The 17,322-nt window shown below is 50.4% G+C and carries 16 protein-coding genes and 1 tRNA gene; 5 read left to right on the forward strand and 12 right to left on the reverse strand.

From position 1 onward, the window contains the following. Window positions 1-244: 244 nt before the first annotated feature. Entirely contained in the window at window positions 245-1,153 is a 909-nt protein-coding gene (locus EC843_RS17805; protein ID WP_133522749.1) for a LysR substrate-binding domain-containing protein, read from the reverse strand. 100 nt (window positions 1,154-1,253) lie between these two features. Here EC843_RS17805 and EC843_RS17810 point away from each other — a divergent pair, with 100 nt between their 5' ends. Further along, the gene (locus tag EC843_RS17810) at window positions 1,254-2,027 is read left to right on the forward strand and encodes a 2OG-Fe(II) oxygenase family protein (protein ID WP_064540245.1); all 774 of its coding nucleotides are present in this window, start codon (window positions 1,254-1,256) and stop codon (window positions 2,025-2,027) included. Here the strand turns inward: EC843_RS17810 and EC843_RS17815 are convergent. The 4 genes from EC843_RS17815 to EC843_RS17830 form a co-directional block, all read right to left on the reverse strand. After that, the gene (locus EC843_RS17815) at window positions 2,024-3,118 is read right to left on the reverse strand and encodes a DUF2817 domain-containing protein (RefSeq protein WP_243739160.1); all 1,095 of its coding nucleotides are present in this window, start codon (window positions 3,116-3,118) and stop codon (window positions 2,024-2,026) included. The two genes, EC843_RS17810 and EC843_RS17815, sit on opposite strands and share 4 nt — an antisense overlap. 11 nt (window positions 3,119-3,129) lie before the next feature. After that, a complete protein-coding gene (locus EC843_RS17820) occupies window positions 3,130-3,900 on the reverse strand; it encodes an ABC transporter substrate-binding protein (RefSeq protein WP_121814308.1) in 771 nt (256 codons plus the stop codon). Window positions 3,901-4,257: 357 nt separating this feature from the next. Beyond that, on the reverse strand, window positions 4,258-5,049 hold the full coding sequence (locus EC843_RS17825) for an SDR family oxidoreductase (RefSeq protein WP_064539978.1): 792 nt from the start codon (window positions 5,047-5,049) through the stop codon (window positions 4,258-4,260). A 253-nt stretch (window positions 5,050-5,302) separates the two neighbouring features. Beyond that, window positions 5,303-5,378: transfer RNA gene (locus EC843_RS17830), tRNA-Phe, on the reverse strand. Between the two features lie 435 nt (window positions 5,379-5,813). On the opposite strand from EC843_RS17830, the gene EC843_RS17835 reads away from it, so the two are divergent. Then, window positions 5,814-7,952 carry an ornithine decarboxylase gene (locus EC843_RS17835; RefSeq protein ID WP_133522750.1) on the forward strand — a complete coding sequence of 713 codons (2,139 nt, stop codon included), beginning with the start codon at window positions 5,814-5,816 and terminating at the stop codon, window positions 7,950-7,952. A gap of 136 nt (window positions 7,953-8,088) precedes the next feature. On the opposite strand, the gene EC843_RS17840 is transcribed toward EC843_RS17835, so the two are convergent. From EC843_RS17840 to mutY, 4 genes are all read right to left on the reverse strand, one after another. After that, window positions 8,089-9,342, reverse strand: coding sequence for a nucleoside permease (locus EC843_RS17840; protein ID WP_133522751.1), 1,254 nt, complete (start codon window positions 9,340-9,342; stop codon window positions 8,089-8,091). 255 nt (window positions 9,343-9,597) lie between these two features. Next, the gene (gene mltC / locus EC843_RS17845; protein ID WP_064539972.1) at window positions 9,598-10,674 is read right to left on the reverse strand and encodes a membrane-bound lytic murein transglycosylase MltC; all 1,077 of its coding nucleotides are present in this window, start codon (window positions 10,672-10,674) and stop codon (window positions 9,598-9,600) included. 59 nt (window positions 10,675-10,733) lie between these two features. Then, on the reverse strand, window positions 10,734-11,006 hold the full coding sequence (locus tag EC843_RS17850; RefSeq protein ID WP_133522752.1) for an oxidative damage protection protein: 273 nt from the start codon (window positions 11,004-11,006) through the stop codon (window positions 10,734-10,736). Window positions 11,007-11,008: 2 nt separating this feature from the next. Continuing rightward, entirely contained in the window at window positions 11,009-12,091 is a 1,083-nt protein-coding gene (mutY, locus tag EC843_RS17855) for an A/G-specific adenine glycosylase (protein ID WP_133522768.1), read from the reverse strand. 155 nt (window positions 12,092-12,246) lie between these two features. Here mutY and trmB point away from each other — a divergent pair, with 155 nt between their 5' ends. From trmB to EC843_RS17870, 3 genes are all read left to right on the forward strand, one after another. After that, window positions 12,247-12,966 (forward strand): tRNA (guanosine(46)-N7)-methyltransferase TrmB, encoded by a 720-nt coding sequence (gene trmB, locus EC843_RS17860; protein ID WP_064539968.1) that lies wholly within the window; start codon window positions 12,247-12,249, stop codon window positions 12,964-12,966. Further along, window positions 12,966-13,292, forward strand: a complete 327-nt coding sequence (locus EC843_RS17865) for a YggL family protein (protein ID WP_064539966.1) — start codon at window positions 12,966-12,968, stop codon at window positions 13,290-13,292. Before trmB ends, EC843_RS17865 begins: the two co-directional genes overlap by 1 nt. A gap of 72 nt (window positions 13,293-13,364) precedes the next feature. Beyond that, complete coding sequence (locus EC843_RS17870; RefSeq protein WP_064539964.1) at window positions 13,365-14,081, forward strand: DUF2884 domain-containing protein; 717 nt, start codon at window positions 13,365-13,367, stop codon at window positions 14,079-14,081. 128 nt (window positions 14,082-14,209) lie between these two features. Here the strand turns inward: EC843_RS17870 and leuD are convergent, their stop codons facing one another. From leuD to leuB, 3 genes are read right to left on the reverse strand one after another with little or no spacing between them, the layout of a single operon-like run. After that, a complete protein-coding gene (leuD, locus tag EC843_RS17875) occupies window positions 14,210-14,815 on the reverse strand; it encodes a 3-isopropylmalate dehydratase small subunit (protein WP_133522753.1) in 606 nt (201 codons plus the stop codon). 11 nt (window positions 14,816-14,826) lie between these two features. Further along, entirely contained in the window at window positions 14,827-16,227 is a 1,401-nt protein-coding gene (gene leuC / locus EC843_RS17880; protein WP_064539959.1) for a 3-isopropylmalate dehydratase large subunit, read from the reverse strand. 2 nt (window positions 16,228-16,229) lie between these two features. Beyond that, window positions 16,230-17,321, reverse strand: a complete 1,092-nt coding sequence (gene leuB / locus EC843_RS17885) for a 3-isopropylmalate dehydrogenase (RefSeq protein WP_064539956.1) — start codon at window positions 17,319-17,321, stop codon at window positions 16,230-16,232. Between the last annotated feature and the right edge of the window lies 1 nt (window position 17,322).

Below are 17,322 nucleotides of genomic sequence, written 5' to 3' on the forward strand. Positions count from 1 at the left end.
TTTTCGCCAAAATTATTGTGATTGTTCATCTGGAAATCTGAAGTGATTATATACCTGTACTAGTAGTCAGCAAAATAGGATTTATTTTATTATACATTCATGAAATATATGGGTTGTACTGAAATGATTATCTGAATGATTTTCATGATGGTGAATTAAGTGTTTAGTCGTGGTGGTGATATTTCTGTAATATTAAATAGGTAAGTAGAAATATCACAATGTTTGGTCTGGCACGGCACTTTTATTAATCATCCGTTCCGGCAATCCCTCCTAGCCAGGCAATTAACTGGCTACTTCCAGGTTGGCTCAGTGTTCGTTGTGGCCAGGCGAGAAAATAGGGTTTACTCAGCGGCAGGCTGAGCTCATCTACGACAACAAGGGTGCCTAATGCTAGTTCTTTGGCAATTAAATGCCGTTGCCCAAGTACAACCCCCGTACCCGCGACAGCGGCATCTAATGCGAGTGAAGTGAGATTGAAGATGAAAGAGGGCTGCGGTTGAGGTTCTTCCCTCTCTTTAGCCTGAAACCAGCTTCGCCAGTCAGGTAGAAAACGCCCTTCATTTCCCCAGTCGAGATGAATCAGTGGTGCTTCGTTTAGCAGATCCCGGCCCTGGAAACGCGCAACCAGTTCCGGGCTGGCGACTGGCAGCACCTCATCGTGAAATAAAAATTGTTTTTCCAGTTGGCTATAGCGCTCTTCACCAAAACAGATAACAAAATCGGCATGCATGGTGTTGAAGTCCACCTGGGTATGAGTGCCATGCAACGCCAGGTCAACATCCGGGCAATGGGCACGCCAGTTATGTAACTCGGGAAGTAGCCATTTGGTTGCCAGCGAAGGCAAAGAATAGAGCGTTAATCGGGGAGCCGCAGCGGCATAGCGAATGTTTTGCTGGCCAAGCAGCAAAATATCAAAAGCTTCAGTGACATAACGTAAATACTCTTTCCCTGTTTCGGTCAACATCACTCCGTTTGGCGTGCGGACAAAAAGTGCACTGCCTAGCTGTTCCTCCAACTGACGAATTTGCTGGCTAACAGCCGCAGGAGTGAGCGCTAACTGAGCTGCCGCTTTTGCAAGGCTGCCCAATTCAGCCGCTGCTTTGAACGAGTTAATCACGCTGATTTTGGGTAATCGCAGTTGCGGTGCAGGCATTAATTTTTCCTTTTCAAGGTATTAAGTATTTATCGTTATCTACTCAGCGTGCAGGGGGATTACAGTAAAATCACACCTGCTAACGATGAGAATTGCATATATGCCTGAATCCATTATTAGTCTCGACGCGCACCCGATTAACGATATCGCCTGGCGTCGCTCTTGCCGGGAGCAGTTAAACGCCAGCGGTGCGCTGGTACTACGCCAGTTTTTGCAACCAGCAGCACTGAATACCATTATCGGTGAGGCCGAAGCACAGCGCCATCAGGCGTATCACACGGTCAGCAACCATAATGCATACCTGATGAAAACCGATCCGGAATTCAGTGCGGAACATCCCCGCAATCGCGACGTAATCAGTACCAAAGGTTGCATCACTGATGATTTAATTGCCTCTAATTCGCCGCTACGCACACTTTATAATAGTGCTGAGTTTCAGTTTTTTCTTTGCGATGTACTGGGCGAAGAAGCTCTCTATCCTTATGCCGACTCCCTCTCATCGATTAATATTCACTATGCTCCGCACGGTAAGGAATTGGGCTGGCATTTTGATAACTCATCGTTTGCCATCACTCTGTTATTACAAAAACCGCTAGCGGGCGGTATTTTTCAGTATGTGAAGGATTTGCGCGATGCAGATGCGGGTGAGATGAATTACGACGGAGTGGCAGAAGTCCTTGATGAACGCCGCACTGTCGATCAATTGGCAATTGACCCGGGCGATCTGGTTTTGTTTCGGGGCCGTAATTCGCTTCATCGCGTCACGCCCACCGAAGGTGAGGTGACGCGAATGTTGGTCGTACTGGCTTACAACACTAAACCGGATATCGCACTATCAGAAAACGCCCGTATGACCTTTTATGGGCGTCTTTAATCTTCAGTCTCGTTAAGCAGCGCCCGCCAACCACGGGCAAAGTATTGCTGAGTACGCAACGCCACCAGTGCCCGCCAGTCCTCATCGGCGGGCCAGAACGCTTCCACCAAATCACGTTTAATTTCCTGGCCCTCGGCAGTGGCAGGATTAGCTTTGAGATGTAACCAGTGATCGTTCCGTAGTCGCCGGTGCATCTCTTCTGCGGGGTAGGTGCCACATTCCACGACCAGCGGCAGAATCTGGGTATCAGGCAGAGCGTTGAGCAGGAACTGCGACAAATAACCCGTTGCTGTCGCTGTGACGCCGGTATCGCTATCTCGACCCGCACCGGTAAACAAAAGCGTCAGTGATTCTTTGTAGATCCGTTTGCCCCATGCGTGTGCCGGGAATGGCTGCTCAGCAATAGAAAGCAGCATTGGATGGGCCCAGGCTCCAGCACCCGTATGCAGATCAAAACTGATGATGGTTCGTGCGCGACTGAGATGACGCTCAATGATGGCTTGCATGGTTTGCATGGACCAACTGGGTTGGTTGCCACCATAGAACAAGCCTGTCGGATACTGATACTGCCCGGCCTCGACTACGCGTTTTAGCGCAGGCCATCCCTCCCGGGACAGCGCTGACGCCAGTTGCCTGTCGGCAAATTCCCGCTCACCAGAGTAAATATCGTGCCAACGCAGATAGTCTTGATTACTCGGGATGGTCTGTGAAAAATCGATGAAACCGCGGTTAAGATCAATATTGTCTTCGTTGACTCGCCGCAGGTGGGCGGTTCCCCAGGGGTTAAGCAGATGGATAAACAGCAGTGCTGTATCAGCAGGTAACTGATTCATCTCAAATTCCGCAAGCCAGGCAATCTGGCTCTCTGAGCCATAATAGCCTTCAACCCCGTGAGTGCCAGAAATCACAAGCATCATGCGAGATGCCGTCTCACTGCCAAAAAGCGCTACATCGGTATAAAGTAATTCACCTTTCGGGCCGCTGAGTGGATGTGGATAAGAATGAATCAACCCACCTTTCGTCTCTGCCATAGAAATAAAACGCGACCTTTGAGTGGCATAATCCGCTAATGGAATATCCGCTGTCATCATTGTTTATTTCCTTATGGATAAACTGAGTAATTAAAATATTTCTTTGCCAGACGATCGTAAGTGCCATTTTTATGTATTTCGGCCAATGCCAGGTTTATTAATTGCAGATTTGTTTTATCGTCTTTTCTTAATGCGATGCCAACACCATCACCAAATACTTCTTTGTCTGTAATAGTGGCCTTAATCGCAAAGTTTTTACCCTCCGGTTTATCAAGAAAACCTTGCTCGGCAGAGATAATATTGGTCAGGCTGCCATCAAGACGCCCGGAAACCAGATCAGGATAAATCTCCATCTGATTGGCGTAGGAGATGACCTCCACGCCTTGTGGTTCCCATTTTTTCTTGGCGTAGGTTTCCTGAATAGTCCCCTGTGCTACGCCGATTTTTTTGCCCTGCAGTGAAGCCGTATCATGGCTCAGTGTGCTGCTGTTCAGTGCGATCAGCGCATTTGGAGTGTTATAAAGCATGTCGCTAAATGCGACCTGCTCACGGCGCTTCTCGGTCATTGCCATAGCAGACAGAATCGCATCAAACTTCCGCGCATTAAGCGCAGGAATGGTCGCGTCAAAGCCAATTTCTACCCACTGGCAGGTCACTTTAGCCTGGGCGCAGATGGCATTGCCCAGATCAATATCAAACCCCTGAAGCGAGCCGTCAGTAGCTTTAGATTCAAACGGCGCAAACGTTGGGTCGACACCAATACGTAGGGTCTGCTGTGCAAAAGCAGTATGACTTAATCCTGAAAACGCGAGAATCAGTGAGGCGAGAATATGCTTTTTCATTTTTATCTCCGAGGGGCGCAGGTGAAATTATTAGTCACACATAAATTAATTACCATGACGTTACTATTTCCGCCAGTAAATATCTTACTTCAGCTCTAGTTTTTTCTTATAATTTCGGTTGGGTCGTTGTGGTAAGTAAAACTTTCGACAGCATTAAATATTATTTAATACTATTAGTGGGAATAAATGCGTTTATTTATATTGCAAATTAAGCAGGCGATTTATTGATAAATTATTGGTCAAGTAACCGAACTGTAGAATGGTGATGATTCCAGTTTATTGATAGTGCTTAATAACCAGGTTAGAGATCTATAAAAATGCCGTTCAACCCGGTTATGTCAGTGAAATAGTTTGCTGTCAGAGAGTATCGATGACCCCACCGTCAACGCGAACGGACGCTCCTGTGGTCGCGGAAGCAAACGGCGACACAAGATAGGTTACTAAGTTTGCGACTTCCTCGACGCTGCTGGCACGTTGAATGATCGAACTGCCACGATGCTGCTTGACGAAGGCGGCGGCAATTTCCTCCAGCGGCAACCCCGTTTTCGCTTGCTCATCGGCAAGCATCGCTTCTACACCTTCGGAAAGAGTAGGACCCGGGAGTACGGAGTTAACGGTGACATTTGTACCAGCCATGCGCTTAGCGAGACCGCGGGCGACAGCGATGTCGGCGGTCTTGCTGACGCCGTAGTGAATCATTTCGACCGGAATATTAAAACCGGATTCTGAGGCCAGGAATATCACGCGGCCCCAGTTCAGTTTCTGCATGCCTGGAAGATAGGCGCGGGAAAGCCTGACGGCGGACATGACATTGACCTGCCAGTGGCGATCCCAAACTTCGTCGTCAGCGTCGAAAAAGTCAATTGGCTGGAAGATGCCTGCGTTGTTAATCAGGATGTCTACCTGAGGAATTTGGGCGACAAGAGCCGCACACCCCTCGGCAGTTGACAGGTCGGCCGTGGCAGGTTTAACGCTACCTCTTGCGCCTTCGGCTTCTAGCCGTTTGGCGGCCTTTGTGGTCTTTTCCTCTGAGCGGCCATTGAGCACGACATCCGCTCCAGCCCTTGAAAGTTGGCGAGCAATTGCGTAGCCGATGCCTTCCGTTGAACCTGTAACCAGCGCTCTCTTGCCTGTGAGATCGATTTGCATTTTCTGCTCCTGTCGAGATTGGATGACAAAAACATGGGGGTCAGTTTTGCAGTCTCGCAATGGGCAGGTCAGTGAGGAATATGGGGAGAAAGGAAGTGAATTCGCCCTTCAGAATGCCTGCGCATCAGGATTGCTGAAAGTGTAGCAGGCGCTGGAATGTGGGGGGAGGCGATGAGTCATCGAATAGGGTTCGATGGAGTGAGCGTTTCTCCGAAAGCAAAAAACCAGCCCGTAGGCTGGTTTCTTTAAATAGTGGTGCCCGGACTCGGAATCGAACCAAGGACACGGGGATTTTCAATCCCCTGCTCTACCGACTGAGCTATCCGGGCAACGGGGCGCATTAAACCGTAAAGGCCGTTTGTCGTCAATGGTTTTGTGTTAATAAGCCGTGCGTTTGCGCGAATATTGTGCTCCGGCTAGCAGCGTCGTCTTGAACCCTCGTGCAGAAGGTGCCATGATTGCGCGAAATTTCACACATCGCAACGGGGCGCTTATTGATGTTTAGAGTCAATGTTCACCGGCATCTCTCGATGGCGCTCGTTCACCTTTCTGCTGTATCCCGAAGACCCTTGCTCACCATGCGGTGAGGGCATCGCACGCTCACTGCAGGACAACAGTAAAATCAGGTGATGCCTGGTTTTACTGATGTCTGGCGGTCGGAGTGGGAATCATCCTTCAGACCATCAAGACACATTCGCCGGGGAATGCTCCCTTTGCCGTGCCATCTGGCACTCACTCATCCTTGACCTCTGGGATTTGTGCATATGAAATCTTTGAAAATTGCCGCCAGCCACGATGTGGTTGCCACACTTGAAACGCATCGCGAAGTGGTCACGCTCGATAGCACTGACTTCACCGATATCGCCGCCGTTGTCCTTTCTGTCGCTGATAGCCGCAGCGGTATTCTGGCGCTACTCAAACGTACAGGTTTTTCAATTCCCGTTTTTTTAGCCGCTGATGCAAGGCCTGGCGAGCAAGAAGGGATATCGGGGCTGATAACCGGCGAAGCGCAGGATTATCTGGAGCTGGAAAAAGCGGCCAGTGACTACGAAGCCAATCTGTTGCCGCCGTTTTTCGATACGTTGACGAAATATGTCGCGATGGAAAACAGCACTTTTGCCTGCCCTGGCCACCAACACGGTGAGTTTTTCAAAAAGCACCCGGCCGGCCGCCAGTTCTATGATTTCTTCGGCGAGAATCTATTCCGCGCCGATATGTGCAACGCTGACGTTAAACTCGGTGATTTGCTGATCCATGAAGGATCGGCCAAGCATGCGCAGAAGTTTGCCGCCAAAGTGTTTAACGCGGATAAAACTTACTTCGTGCTAAACGGTACCTCGGCGGCCAATAAAGTCGTCACTAATGCGCTGCTGACCCGTGGCGATCTGGTTCTGTTTGACCGCAACAACCATAAATCAAACCATCATGGTGCATTGATTCAGGCCGGAGCGACTCCGGTTTATCTCGAGGCTGCTCGTAATCCATTTGGGTTTATCGGCGGTATCGATGCGCACTGTTTTGATGAAAAGTATCTGCGTGAGTTGATCGCCGAAGTTGCGCCAGCTCGCGCACAAGAAAAGCGTCCGTTCCGCCTGGCGGTGATCCAACTCGGGACTTACGATGGCACCGTCTATAACGCGCGCCAGGTGGTGGATAACATCGGCCACCTTTGTGATTACATTTTGTTTGATTCAGCATGGGTCGGTTATGAGCAATTCATCCCGATGATGGCGGACTGCTCGCCGCTGCTGTTGGATCTTAACGAAAACGATCCGGGGATCTTTGTGACGCAATCGGTGCATAAGCAGCAGGCCGGTTTCTCGCAGACTTCGCAGATCCACAAAAAAGATAACCATTTACGTGGGCAAGCACGATTCTGCCCGCATAAGCGGCTGAATAACGCGTTTATGTTGCATGCTTCAACCAGCCCGTTTTATCCGCTGTTTGCCGCACTTGATGTGAACGCGAAAATTCACGAAGGGGAGAGCGGACGCCGTCTATGGGCCGAGTGCGTGGTGCAGGGCATTGAAGCGCGCAAAGCGATCATCGCCCATTGTAAGATGATCAAACCGTTTATCCCACCGGTGGTGGCGGGCAAACCGTGGCAGGATCATCCCACTACGGCAATCGCGCAGGAGCGCCGTTTCTTCAGTTTTGAGCCGGGTGAGAAGTGGCATGGTTTTGAAGGTTATGCGCAGGATGAATACTTCGTTGATCCTTGCAAGTTGTTGCTGACGACACCGGGTATCGATCCACAAACCGGGCAATACACTGAATTTGGTGTACCTGCGGCGATCCTCGCAAACTATCTGCGTGAAAACGGGATTGTCCCTGAGAAATCGGATCTTAATTCGATTCTGTTCTTGCTGACGCCTGCTGAAAGCACTGAGAAGCTGGCGCATCTGGTGGCGATGCTGGCGCGGTTTGAGCAGCATATCGAAGACGATACGCCGCTGGTGGATGTTTTACCGACGATCTATCAGAAATATTCCCAACGCTACAGAGGTTATACGCTGCGCCAGTTGTGCCAGGAAATGCACGATCTTTACGTCAGCTTTGCGGTGAAGGATCTGCAAAAAGCGATGTTCCGCAAAGCCAGCTTGCCTGCAGTTGCTATGAATCCACAGGATGCCAACAGCGAGTTTATTCGCGGTAATGTGGAACTGGTGCGTTTAAGCGAATCAGAAGGGCGCATTGCGGCGGAAGGTGCGTTGCCGTATCCGCCGGGCGTGTTGTGTGTCGTGCCGGGCGAAGTCTGGGGCAGTGCCGCGCTGCGTTATTTCCTCGCGCTGGAGGAAGGTGTGAATATGTTGCCGGGCTTCTCGCCAGAATTGCAGGGTGTGTATAGCGAAACAGATGCGGATGGGATCAAGCGTTTGTACGGCTACATGATAAAAGCCTAAAAACGCTCCCCTTTTCAGCTTTTGTAGGGGGGATAAGCGCTAGCGTCATCCACCAATTTACATTAGTGGTGTCGGATGACGCTGCGCTTATCCGACCTACGAAAAAAGATTTGCCAGTAGTTTTAGGTGTTATCAATCAGACCGCTGGCTGGATAGCCGCAGGCGTTCTGACGTGTTTATATTTGAACAGTGCGACGAAGGCGAAGGCCAGTACCAGTGAATATCCGGCGAAAATTAGCCATACGCTTTGCCAGTCAGTAATGCCAGCCGTCGTGTAGTTTTCCACCACTTTCCCGCTGACAATCCCGCCCAAAATGCAACCAAAGCCGTTGGTCATCATCAGGAACATGCCCTGTGCGCTGGCACGAATTTCTGGTTTCACTTCTTGCTCAACGAATACCGAACCGGAAATGTTGAAGAAGTCAAAGGCGCAACCGTAGACGATCATCGACATTACCAGCAGCATGGTGCCCATCGGCGTTGGGTCGCCAAAGGCAAACAGACCAAAGCGCAGCATCCACGCCACAATACTGATGAGCATCACGTTCTTGATGCCGTAACGCAGCAGGAAGAACGGAATCGTCAGGATAAATACGGTTTCAGAAATCTGCGAAATAGACATCAGCACTGACGCGTGTTCAACAATAAAGCTGCTGGCGAACAGCGGGTTTTGATCGAAGCTGTGCAGGAAGGTGTTGCCAAACATATTGGTAATTTGTAACTCGGCACCTAACAGCATAGAGAAGATAAAGAAAATCGCCATGCGCTTGTTTTTGAATAAAGCGAAGGCATCCAGCCCTAACATGGAAGTCCAGCTTTGGTTTTTTTGCGCGTTGGCGACCGGAATATGTGGCAGTGTCAGGGTGAACAGGGCTAAAACCACTGACAGTGTGGCACCGATATAAAGCTGCATGTGGCTCAATTCGAAGCCTGAGAAGCTCACGCCCCACATGGCGAAGATAAAGCCAATAGTTCCCCAGATACGAATTGGCGGGAAGTCAGTGACAATATTCATTCCCGCTGATTGCAGGCGATAGTAAGAGATGGTGTTCACCAGGCCAAGCGTTGGCATATAGGCCAGTGAGTTCAGCAGAATCACCACGAACATCGCACTCGGTGAGGTGACCTGGGCTGCGAAATACAGTGTGACGGCGCCAACCAGATGACAGGCAGCGTAGAGCCAGCGCGCACTAATCCATTTGTCCGCAATAATACCCAGTAGCGTTGGCATAAATACCGCAGCAATCCCTAATGAACTGTATACCGCGCCGATGGCCGCGCCATCAAACTTGAGGGTGACGAACATGTATGAGCCGAGTGTAGTCAGCCAGCTACCCCACAAGCAGAACTGCAGAAACGAAAGTACTTTAAGCTGCAGCTTAAGGTTCATGGAAATTTCCTCACAGGATTTAACTATCGAATGTTGCATTTCTCACATATCTGTTTCGATATGTTGTAATCGTAACATTAGCAGGGCTGCGGAGTAATTTTTGGTACATTCAGCAAATAAATGAAAACATCTTCAAGTTACATTCGAAAATAGTGACCGGGGCTACATTTTTTGCTGAATGAGGCAGGTAAAGCGCGGGCAATGTTGTCTCTCCTGGCATCAAAATGAATGACAGGAGAGACAACAAACAGAGGATTAACGCCGACGATAGCTCTTCTGTGCGGTGTTCACTTTTTTCAGATAATTACGAGATTCCGCAGACGGGTGGCGTGTTGTCAGGGTTTGATAGATATCACCTGGAGCCATACTATTGATAATATTGAACGCGCGGTTCTTATCGTTGTTGAACACGCGCAGCACGCTGCCTGCACCGCCGTTATATGCGGTGATGACGGCATAACGGCGCGAGGTTGGGTTATCAATTCCGCTCAAATAGCTGTCTTGCAGAATCGCCAAATAAGCCGTGCCGGTATCGATATTGCTTTCCGGGTCAAACAAGAAGCTGCGGCTTGGTTTGCCCCATTTCCCTTGCGATTTGAAGACATCAACCCCGGCGCTGTGCTGCACAACCTGCATCAGGCCCAGTGCATCAGCGTGGCTCACGGCATACGGGTTAAAGCTCGATTCGGTTTGCATGATTGCCAGGATCAGGGATTCATCGACGCCATATTTCTTCGACGCTTTGCGTACCATGCCAATGTATTTATGCGCACGTTTATCAAGGTGGTTTGGTACCAGGTTGATGGTCACGCTATAAACAATTTTCAGCCCGGTACTGCGGCTTTTCATGCGTGTTTGCAGCAGGTAATCAGCAAACTTAGAGGCGCGGCCTTCCCAGCGAATCGGCTGGCCGGTGTTATCAACTACCTGGCCATACAGGAACGGTTCTTTGGAGATAACCACATCATTGGCATCGGAATAAAGGTCGATTGAACCCGGATCGTCGCCCATCAGTAACGTGTTGATGATCGCCTGACGTAAGTGCGCAGCAGGTTCAGTGCCGGCAATGGTTTCGATGGTAATCGTACCTTCGTCAAAGTTGATGTGGCTACGGGTCAGGTATTGGTCGGTATATTTCACGTAGTCTTTAGGACCCGCAATCAACACTTCCTTGATGCCCCAGATATTTTCAATGTTATGAGCGAATTGCCCCATCAAAATATCGAAACCATTGGTGTCTTTAACAAAAGCCTCGTTATAGGAGTCTTCTTTTTTGCTCGAACATGAGATGAGCAAGGGGACAACCAGAGCTAGCGCGAGAAATTTTTTCATCGTTCCGTGTATGCGTGTGCTTGTTGGAGTTTGCATGAGGGGCGATGGCCCCTGTATTTTTATTTTTCTGGCGGCGTGTAGCCTTCGATGTGGACTTCTTTGCCTTCGAACAGGAAGTTGATCATTTCAGCTTCCAGCTCTTTGCGGTGTTCTGGATTCATCATGCTCATTTTGCGTTCATTGATAAGCATGGTTTGTTTGGTCTGCCACAAAGCCCATGCTTCTTTAGAGATCTCGTTATAGATACGTTTGCCGAGTTCACCTGGATACAACTGGAAATCCTGGCCTTCCGCGTCACGTTGTAGGTAAGTACAAAAAATAGTTCTGCTCATCATTATTCCTCTTCAACAGCTCGTGCGGGTTTAAGTACCACCGGCTCGGCGTGTAATTGCTGTAATAAACGCTCTACAGGGGCGGCCAGTCCTACGGACGGTGGCTGCGCTAAGTTATACCAGAGAGCGGTTCCTTCATCCATGCACCCATTAAACGAAAGCACCGGCAGCCACATCGGGACAATGTCCAAATGGAAGTGGCTGAATGTATGGCGGAAGGCGTTTAATTGCGTGAGATTATCTGCGGGAATATTGCGTTGTGCTAGCCAGTCGTACAGTTCTTCTTCGCTCGCAAATTGTGGGAAGCAGTACAAACCGCCCCATAATCCAACAGCAGGGCGCTGGGAAAGCAGGATGCTTTGTTGATGCTGCATCATCAGGAAATAGCCAGTGCGCTCAGGTATCGTCACCTTCGGTTTTTTGCCTGGATAGTTCGCCCAACTGTTATTGGCATAAGCGACACAAATATTATTCACCGGACAAAGTTCGCACTTGGGTTTCGAACGCGTGCAAACCATCGCGCCAAGATCCATCATCGCCTGGTTAAATTGGCTAACGCCTTGCGCGGGTGTGACTTGTTCGCTGATGTCCCAGAGTTTCTTCTCAACATCTTTTTTACCCGGCCAGCCAGAAACCGCATAACAACGTGCCAGCACGCGTTTTACGTTGCCATCAAGAATCGGGAAATGTTTGCCCAGCGATAGAGAGAGGATTGCACCTGCGGTGGAACGGCCCACACCGGGTAGCGCTGAAACCTCTTCAAAGGTTTCCGGGAACACGCCATTGTGAAGATTAGCCACCATTCGTGCTGCTTTATGCAGATTTCTGGCGCGAGCGTAATAACCGAGGCCAGTCCAAAGATGTAGTACTTCATCAAGTGGCGCATTAGCGAGATCGGTGACGGTCGGGAAGCGTTCCATAAAGCGCTCAAAGTAAGGAATGACGGTGGTAACTTGCGTTTGTTGCAACATTACCTCCGACAGCCATACTTTATACGGCGTTTTTTCGAGTTGCCATGGCAGGGTTTTGCGCCCGTACTTTTGGTACCAGTCGAGAACCTGGTTGGCGAATTGCGGCGCTTGTATCATTGTTGCCTGGCATCCGATAAATGTGTGATTTAGGGGGCTGATTCCAGCACAGACGGCTCCGTGCTGTAAACCGGAACTTTCTGGTGCTTGCTTCTCATCATTAACTTTGGATAATGCCCGTTTCCCGAACACTAACTCAAAGCCTGAACACCATGAAAAATGACGTCATCTCACCGGAATTTAATGAAGAAGGCCGCGCGATGCGCCGGATTCGTAGTTTTGTGCGCCGCCAGGGTCGCCTGACTAAAGGGCAGGAGTACGCACTGGAAAACTATTGGCCGGTGATGGGCGTTGAATATCAAGACGCGCCTGTCGATTTTGCCGAGCTGTTTGGCCGCGAAGCACCAGTGACGCTGGAAATTGGTTTTGGCATGGGTACGTCGCTGGTGGCAATGGCAAAGGCTAATCCACAGCAGAACTTTTTAGGCATTGAAGTGCACTCGCCAGGCGTCGGTGCATGCCTCGCGACAGCTCATGAAGAGGGCGTTGAGAACCTGCGCGTGATGTGTCACGACGCGGTTGAAGTGCTGCAAAAAATGGTTCCTGACAATTCTTTATCCATGGTTCAGCTCTTTTTCCCTGATCCGTGGCACAAAGCACGTCATAATAAGCGCCGTATCGTTCAAGTGCCGTTTGCCGAGCTGGTAAAAAGCAAACTGAAATTGGGTGGTGTGTTCCATATGGCAACCGACTGGGAACCTTATGCAGAACACATGCTCGAAGTGATGTCCTCTATCGATGGTTACCAAAACCAGTCAGAGAGTAACGACTACGTACCGCGCCCGGATTCACGTCCGGTGACCAAATTTGAACAACGTGGCCATCGTCTTGGTCATGGCGTATGGGACTTAATGTTCGAGAGGGTAAAGTAATGGCAATTAATCGTAGCCGTCGTTTGCGTAAGAAAATGCACATCGACGAATTCCAGGAACTAGGGTTCTCTGTTGCATGGCGTTTCCCGGAAGGCACCTCCGAAGAACAAATTGATAAAATCGTTGATGCGTTTATTGACGAAGTTATCGATAAAAATGGTTTGGCTTTTGATGGCGGCGGCCACCTTTCCTGGGAAGGCTTAATCTGCCTGCAGGAAATCGGCAAATGCACCGAAGAGCATCAAGCTCTGGTGCGCAAATGGCTTGAAGATCACAAAGCAGAAGACGTTCGCACCAGCGAGCTGTTTGATGTTTGGTGGGATTGATATTTGCAGAATAATTAGGTCGGTGAAAACCGGCCTTTTTTTTCTTAAATTTTTAGAAGTTCAGGAGTCACTATGATTCGTAAGGCACTGATGGGCGTTTTGCTGCTCACCGCGATGCAGGCGCAGGCCGACTATAAATGTAGCGTCACTCCTCGCGATGACGTGGTCATCAACCCGCAATCAGTCCAGGTTGTTGGTGAGAATGGAAATCTGGTTATTGCCCCAGACGGTAGCCTGCAATTCAACGGCAAGCCACAGACTTTAAATGCAACGCAGCGCCAATTGGCGGTGAATTATCAGCAAGCGTTGCGTACAGACCTGCCATGGATCAATAACGGTGCTTTGGCTCGTGTAGAAAAAGGCCGTGTCGCGCTGGATAAAATCATCGCTAAAGAAGTGGGTGAGAGCAGCAATATGCGTGGCCGCCTGACTAAACTCGACGCGCAACTCAAAGAGCAGATGAACCGTATTATCGAGACTCGTCAGGACGGTTTAACCTTCCATTACAAAGCGATTGACCAGGTTCGAGCCGATGGGCAACAGCTGGTAAACCAGGCGATGGGCGGCATCTTGCAAGACAGCATCAACGAGATGGGTGCGAAAGCCGTTTTGAAAGGTGGCGGCAATCCGCTGCAAGGCGTGCTGGGTAGCCTCGGTGGCTTACAGACTTCCATTCAGAATGAGTGGAAGAATCAGGAAAAAGATTTCGAGCAGTTTGGCCGCGATGTGTGCAGCAAAGTGGTGACGCTGGAAGGGCAGCGCAAAGGGCTGGTCGAAACATTAAAGTAATGTTTTAGCCGTTGTAGGGTGGATAAGCGAAGCGTCATCCACCGTTTGTCGGGTGACGCTGCGCTTACCCGACCTACAAAAAAGCCTTGTCATCAGTCTAATGGCGGGTGAAACACCCGCCATTATTGTTAACGCATAAACGCCGGTTGTTTCTGCTCGTAAGCAGAAATTGAACCTTCGTGTTGCAGCGTCAGGCCAATACTATCCAGCCCTTCTAACATGCAGTGGCGGCGGAAAGTATCGATATTAAACGAGTAACTTTTCTCGCCCGCAATTACGGTTTGCGCTTGCAGATCGACGACAAACTTAATCCCCGGATTTGCCGCAACCAGTTTGAACAGCTCGTCCACTTCTTCTTCGCTCAACGTCACCGGCAGCAGCTGGTTGTTGAATGAGTTTCCGTAGAAAATATCTGCAAAACTTGGCGCGATAACCACTTTAAAACCGTAATCGGTTAAGGCCCACGGTGCGTGTTCACGCGAAGAACCGCAGCCGAAGTTTTCACGCGCCAGCAAAATAGAAGCGCCTTTGAACTCCGGGAAGTTCAGCACGAACTCTGGGTTTGGCTTTTGGCCTGCGTCATCCAGAAAGCGCCAGTCGTTAAACAGATGAGCGCCAAAACCGGTGCGTGTCACCTTCTGCAAAAATTGCTTAGGAATGATTGCGTCAGTATCAACATTTGCGGCATCCAGCGGAACGACCAGGCCGGTATGTTGGATAAATTTTTCTGCCATGGTGTTTTCCCTTATTTCAACGTGCGGATGTCAGCAAAATGACCAGATACCGCAGCGGCGGCTGCCATTGCTGGGCTAACCAGATGCGTGCGGCCACCACGGCCCTGACGGCCTTCGAAGTTACGGTTGCTGGTGGAAGCACAACGCTCACCGGGTTCCAGGCGGTCGTTGTTCATTGCCAGGCACATCGAGCAGCCTGGTAAACGCCATTCAAAGCCCGCTTCAATAAAGATCTTATCCAGACCTTCAGCTTCGGCCTGCGCTTTGACAGGGCCGGAACCAGGAACCACTAACGCCTGCACGCCTGGAGCCACTTTGCGGCCTTTGGCAATTTCAGCCGCAGCACGCAAATCTTCAATGCGTGAGTTGGTGCATGAACCGATAAACACTTTATCTATAGCCACTTCGGTTAATGGAATGCCTGGTTTCAGGCCCATGTAAGCCAGTGCTTTTTCAGCAGAGGCGCGTTCAACAGGGTCCGCGAAGGATTCTGGATTCGGGATGTTTTCGGTGACGGAAATCACCTGGCCTGGGTTGGTACCCCAGGTGACTTGCGGTGCAATGTCAGCGGCGTCCAGCGTGACAATGGTGTCGAACTTAGCGCCTTCGTCGGTGCTGAAGGTTTTCCAGTACGCTACTGCATCGTCCCAGTCGGCATCTTTTGGTGCATGCAGGCGGCCTTTCACGTAGTTAAACGTAGTTTCGTCTGGAGCAACGATGCCAGCTTTAGCACCCATTTCAATTGCCATGTTGCACAGCGTCATGCGGCCTTCCATCGACAACGCCTGAATTGCGCTGCCGCAGAATTCCACCACATGCCCGGTACCGCCAGCGCTGCCGGTTTTACCGATAATTGCCAGAACGATGTCTTTTGCCGTGATGCCTGGTGCGGCGGTGCCGGTGACTTCAATCTTCATGGTTTTAGCACGACCCTGTTTCAGGGTTTGCGTCGCCAGAACGTGTTCAACTTCAGAAGTGCCGATACCGAACGCCAGTGCACCGAATGCGCCGTGGGTCGCGGTGTGGGAGTCGCCACAAACAATGGTCATGCCAGGCAAGGTGATACCTTGTTCTGGGCCCATGACATGGACGATGCCCTGGAATGGGTGGTTCAGGTCATACAACTCAACGCCGAATTCTTGGCAGTTTTTCATCAACTCCTGCATTTGAATGCGGGCCATTTCGCCGGAAGCGTTGATGTCTTTAGTTTGCGTAGAAACGTTGTGATCCATGGTGGCAAACGTTTTGCCTGGCTGACGCACCGGGCGCTTATGCGCACGCAGGCCATCAAACGCCTGCGGGGAGGTCACTTCGTGAACCAGATGACGGTCGATATACAGCAGCGGCGTTTCATCCACGGCTTCGTAAACGACGTGGGCATCGTACAATTTTTGATATAACGTCTTCGCCATGATTATTTCCCCTCTGCCACGAAACGAGCAATGGTATCGCCCATTTCGTCGGTGCTGATTGCATTGCCATCGCGAGCCAAATCGCCGGTACGGAAACCTTCTTCCAGCGCAAGGTTGATAGCGTTTTCGATGGCCTGTGCGGCCTCTTCAGCATCCAGGCTGTAGCGCAGTAATAGAGCCAGAGACAGGATCTGCGCAATTGGGTTAGCAATGTTTTTACCTGCGATATCAGGTGCTGAACCGCCAGCAGGTTCGTACAAACCAAAACCTTGTTCATTCAGGCTTGCGGAAGGCAACATGCCCATAGAGCCGGTGATCATCGCGCATTCGTCAGACAGAATGTCGCCGAACAGGTTGGAGCACAGCAGCACGTCAAACTGAGATGGGTCTTTGATTAACTGCATGGTGGCGTTGTCGATGTACATGTGCGCCAGTTCTACGTCCGGATATTCTTTAGCGATTTCGCCGACGATTTCACGCCACATTACCGACGATTGCAGCACGTTAGCTTTATCAATCGACGTCACTTTGTTGCGACGTTTGCGTGCTGATTCGAAAGCGATGCGGGCAATACGCTCAATCTCAAAGCGGTAATACACTTCGGTATCAAACGCTTTTTCGTGCATGCCAGAACCTTCGCGGCCTTTCGGTTGGCCGAAGTAGATCCCGCCGGTTAATTCACGCACACACAGAATGTCGAAACCGTTAGCGGCAATGTCAGCACGCAGCGGGCAAAACTCTTCCAGGCCTTGATACAGACGAGCAGGGCGCAAGTTGCTGAACAATTTGAAGTGCTTACGCAATGGGAGTAACGCGCCACGCTCAGGTTGCTGAGCGGGTGGCAAGTGTTCCCATTTCGGGCCACCGACGGAGCCAAACAGAATGGCATCTGCTTGTTCGCAGCCTTCAATGGTCACCGGCGGCAGTGGATTGCCGTGGCGGTCAATGGCAATACCGCCCACGTCATATTGACTGGTGGTTATGCGTATATCGAAGCGCGTACGAACTGCATCCAGCACTTTCAGCGCCTGAGCCATGACTTCTGGGCCAATGCCGTCACCCGGCAATACTGCTATATGATGAGTTTTTGACATG

It is taken from the genome of Buttiauxella sp. JUb87, assembly GCF_004361975.1.
In the GTDB taxonomy this organism is placed as follows: Bacteria; Pseudomonadota; Gammaproteobacteria; order Enterobacterales; family Enterobacteriaceae; genus Buttiauxella; species Buttiauxella ferragutiae.

Coding starts and splice junctions, on each gene's coding strand:
- EC843_RS17815 (WP_243739160.1), bottom strand. CDS start 3,118: ATGATGACAGCGGATATTCCATTAGCGGATTATGCCACTCAAAGGTCG.
- EC843_RS17835 (WP_133522750.1), top strand. CDS start 5,814: ATGAAATCTTTGAAAATTGCCGCCAGCCACGATGTGGTTGCCACACTT.
- EC843_RS17870 (WP_064539964.1), top strand. CDS start 13,365: ATGATTCGTAAGGCACTGATGGGCGTTTTGCTGCTCACCGCGATGCAG.
- leuD (WP_133522753.1), bottom strand. CDS start 14,815: ATGGCAGAAAAATTTATCCAACATACCGGCCTGGTCGTTCCGCTGGAT.
- mltC (WP_064539972.1), bottom strand. CDS start 10,674: ATGAAAAAATTTCTCGCGCTAGCTCTGGTTGTCCCCTTGCTCATCTCA.
- EC843_RS17865 (WP_064539966.1), top strand. CDS start 12,966: ATGGCAATTAATCGTAGCCGTCGTTTGCGTAAGAAAATGCACATCGAC.
- EC843_RS17810 (WP_064540245.1), top strand. CDS start 1,254: ATGCCTGAATCCATTATTAGTCTCGACGCGCACCCGATTAACGATATC.
- leuC (WP_064539959.1), bottom strand. CDS start 16,227: ATGGCGAAGACGTTATATCAAAAATTGTACGATGCCCACGTCGTTTAC.
- trmB (WP_064539968.1), top strand. CDS start 12,247: ATGAAAAATGACGTCATCTCACCGGAATTTAATGAAGAAGGCCGCGCG.
- leuB (WP_064539956.1), bottom strand. CDS start 17,321: ATGTCAAAAACTCATCATATAGCAGTATTGCCGGGTGACGGCATTGGC.
- EC843_RS17850 (WP_133522752.1), bottom strand. CDS start 11,006: ATGAGCAGAACTATTTTTTGTACTTACCTACAACGTGACGCGGAAGGC.
- EC843_RS17805 (WP_133522749.1), bottom strand. CDS start 1,153: ATGCCTGCACCGCAACTGCGATTACCCAAAATCAGCGTGATTAACTCG.
- EC843_RS17825 (WP_064539978.1), bottom strand. CDS start 5,049: ATGCAAATCGATCTCACAGGCAAGAGAGCGCTGGTTACAGGTTCAACG.
- EC843_RS17820 (WP_121814308.1), bottom strand. CDS start 3,900: ATGAAAAAGCATATTCTCGCCTCACTGATTCTCGCGTTTTCAGGATTA.
- EC843_RS17840 (WP_133522751.1), bottom strand. CDS start 9,342: ATGAACCTTAAGCTGCAGCTTAAAGTACTTTCGTTTCTGCAGTTCTGC.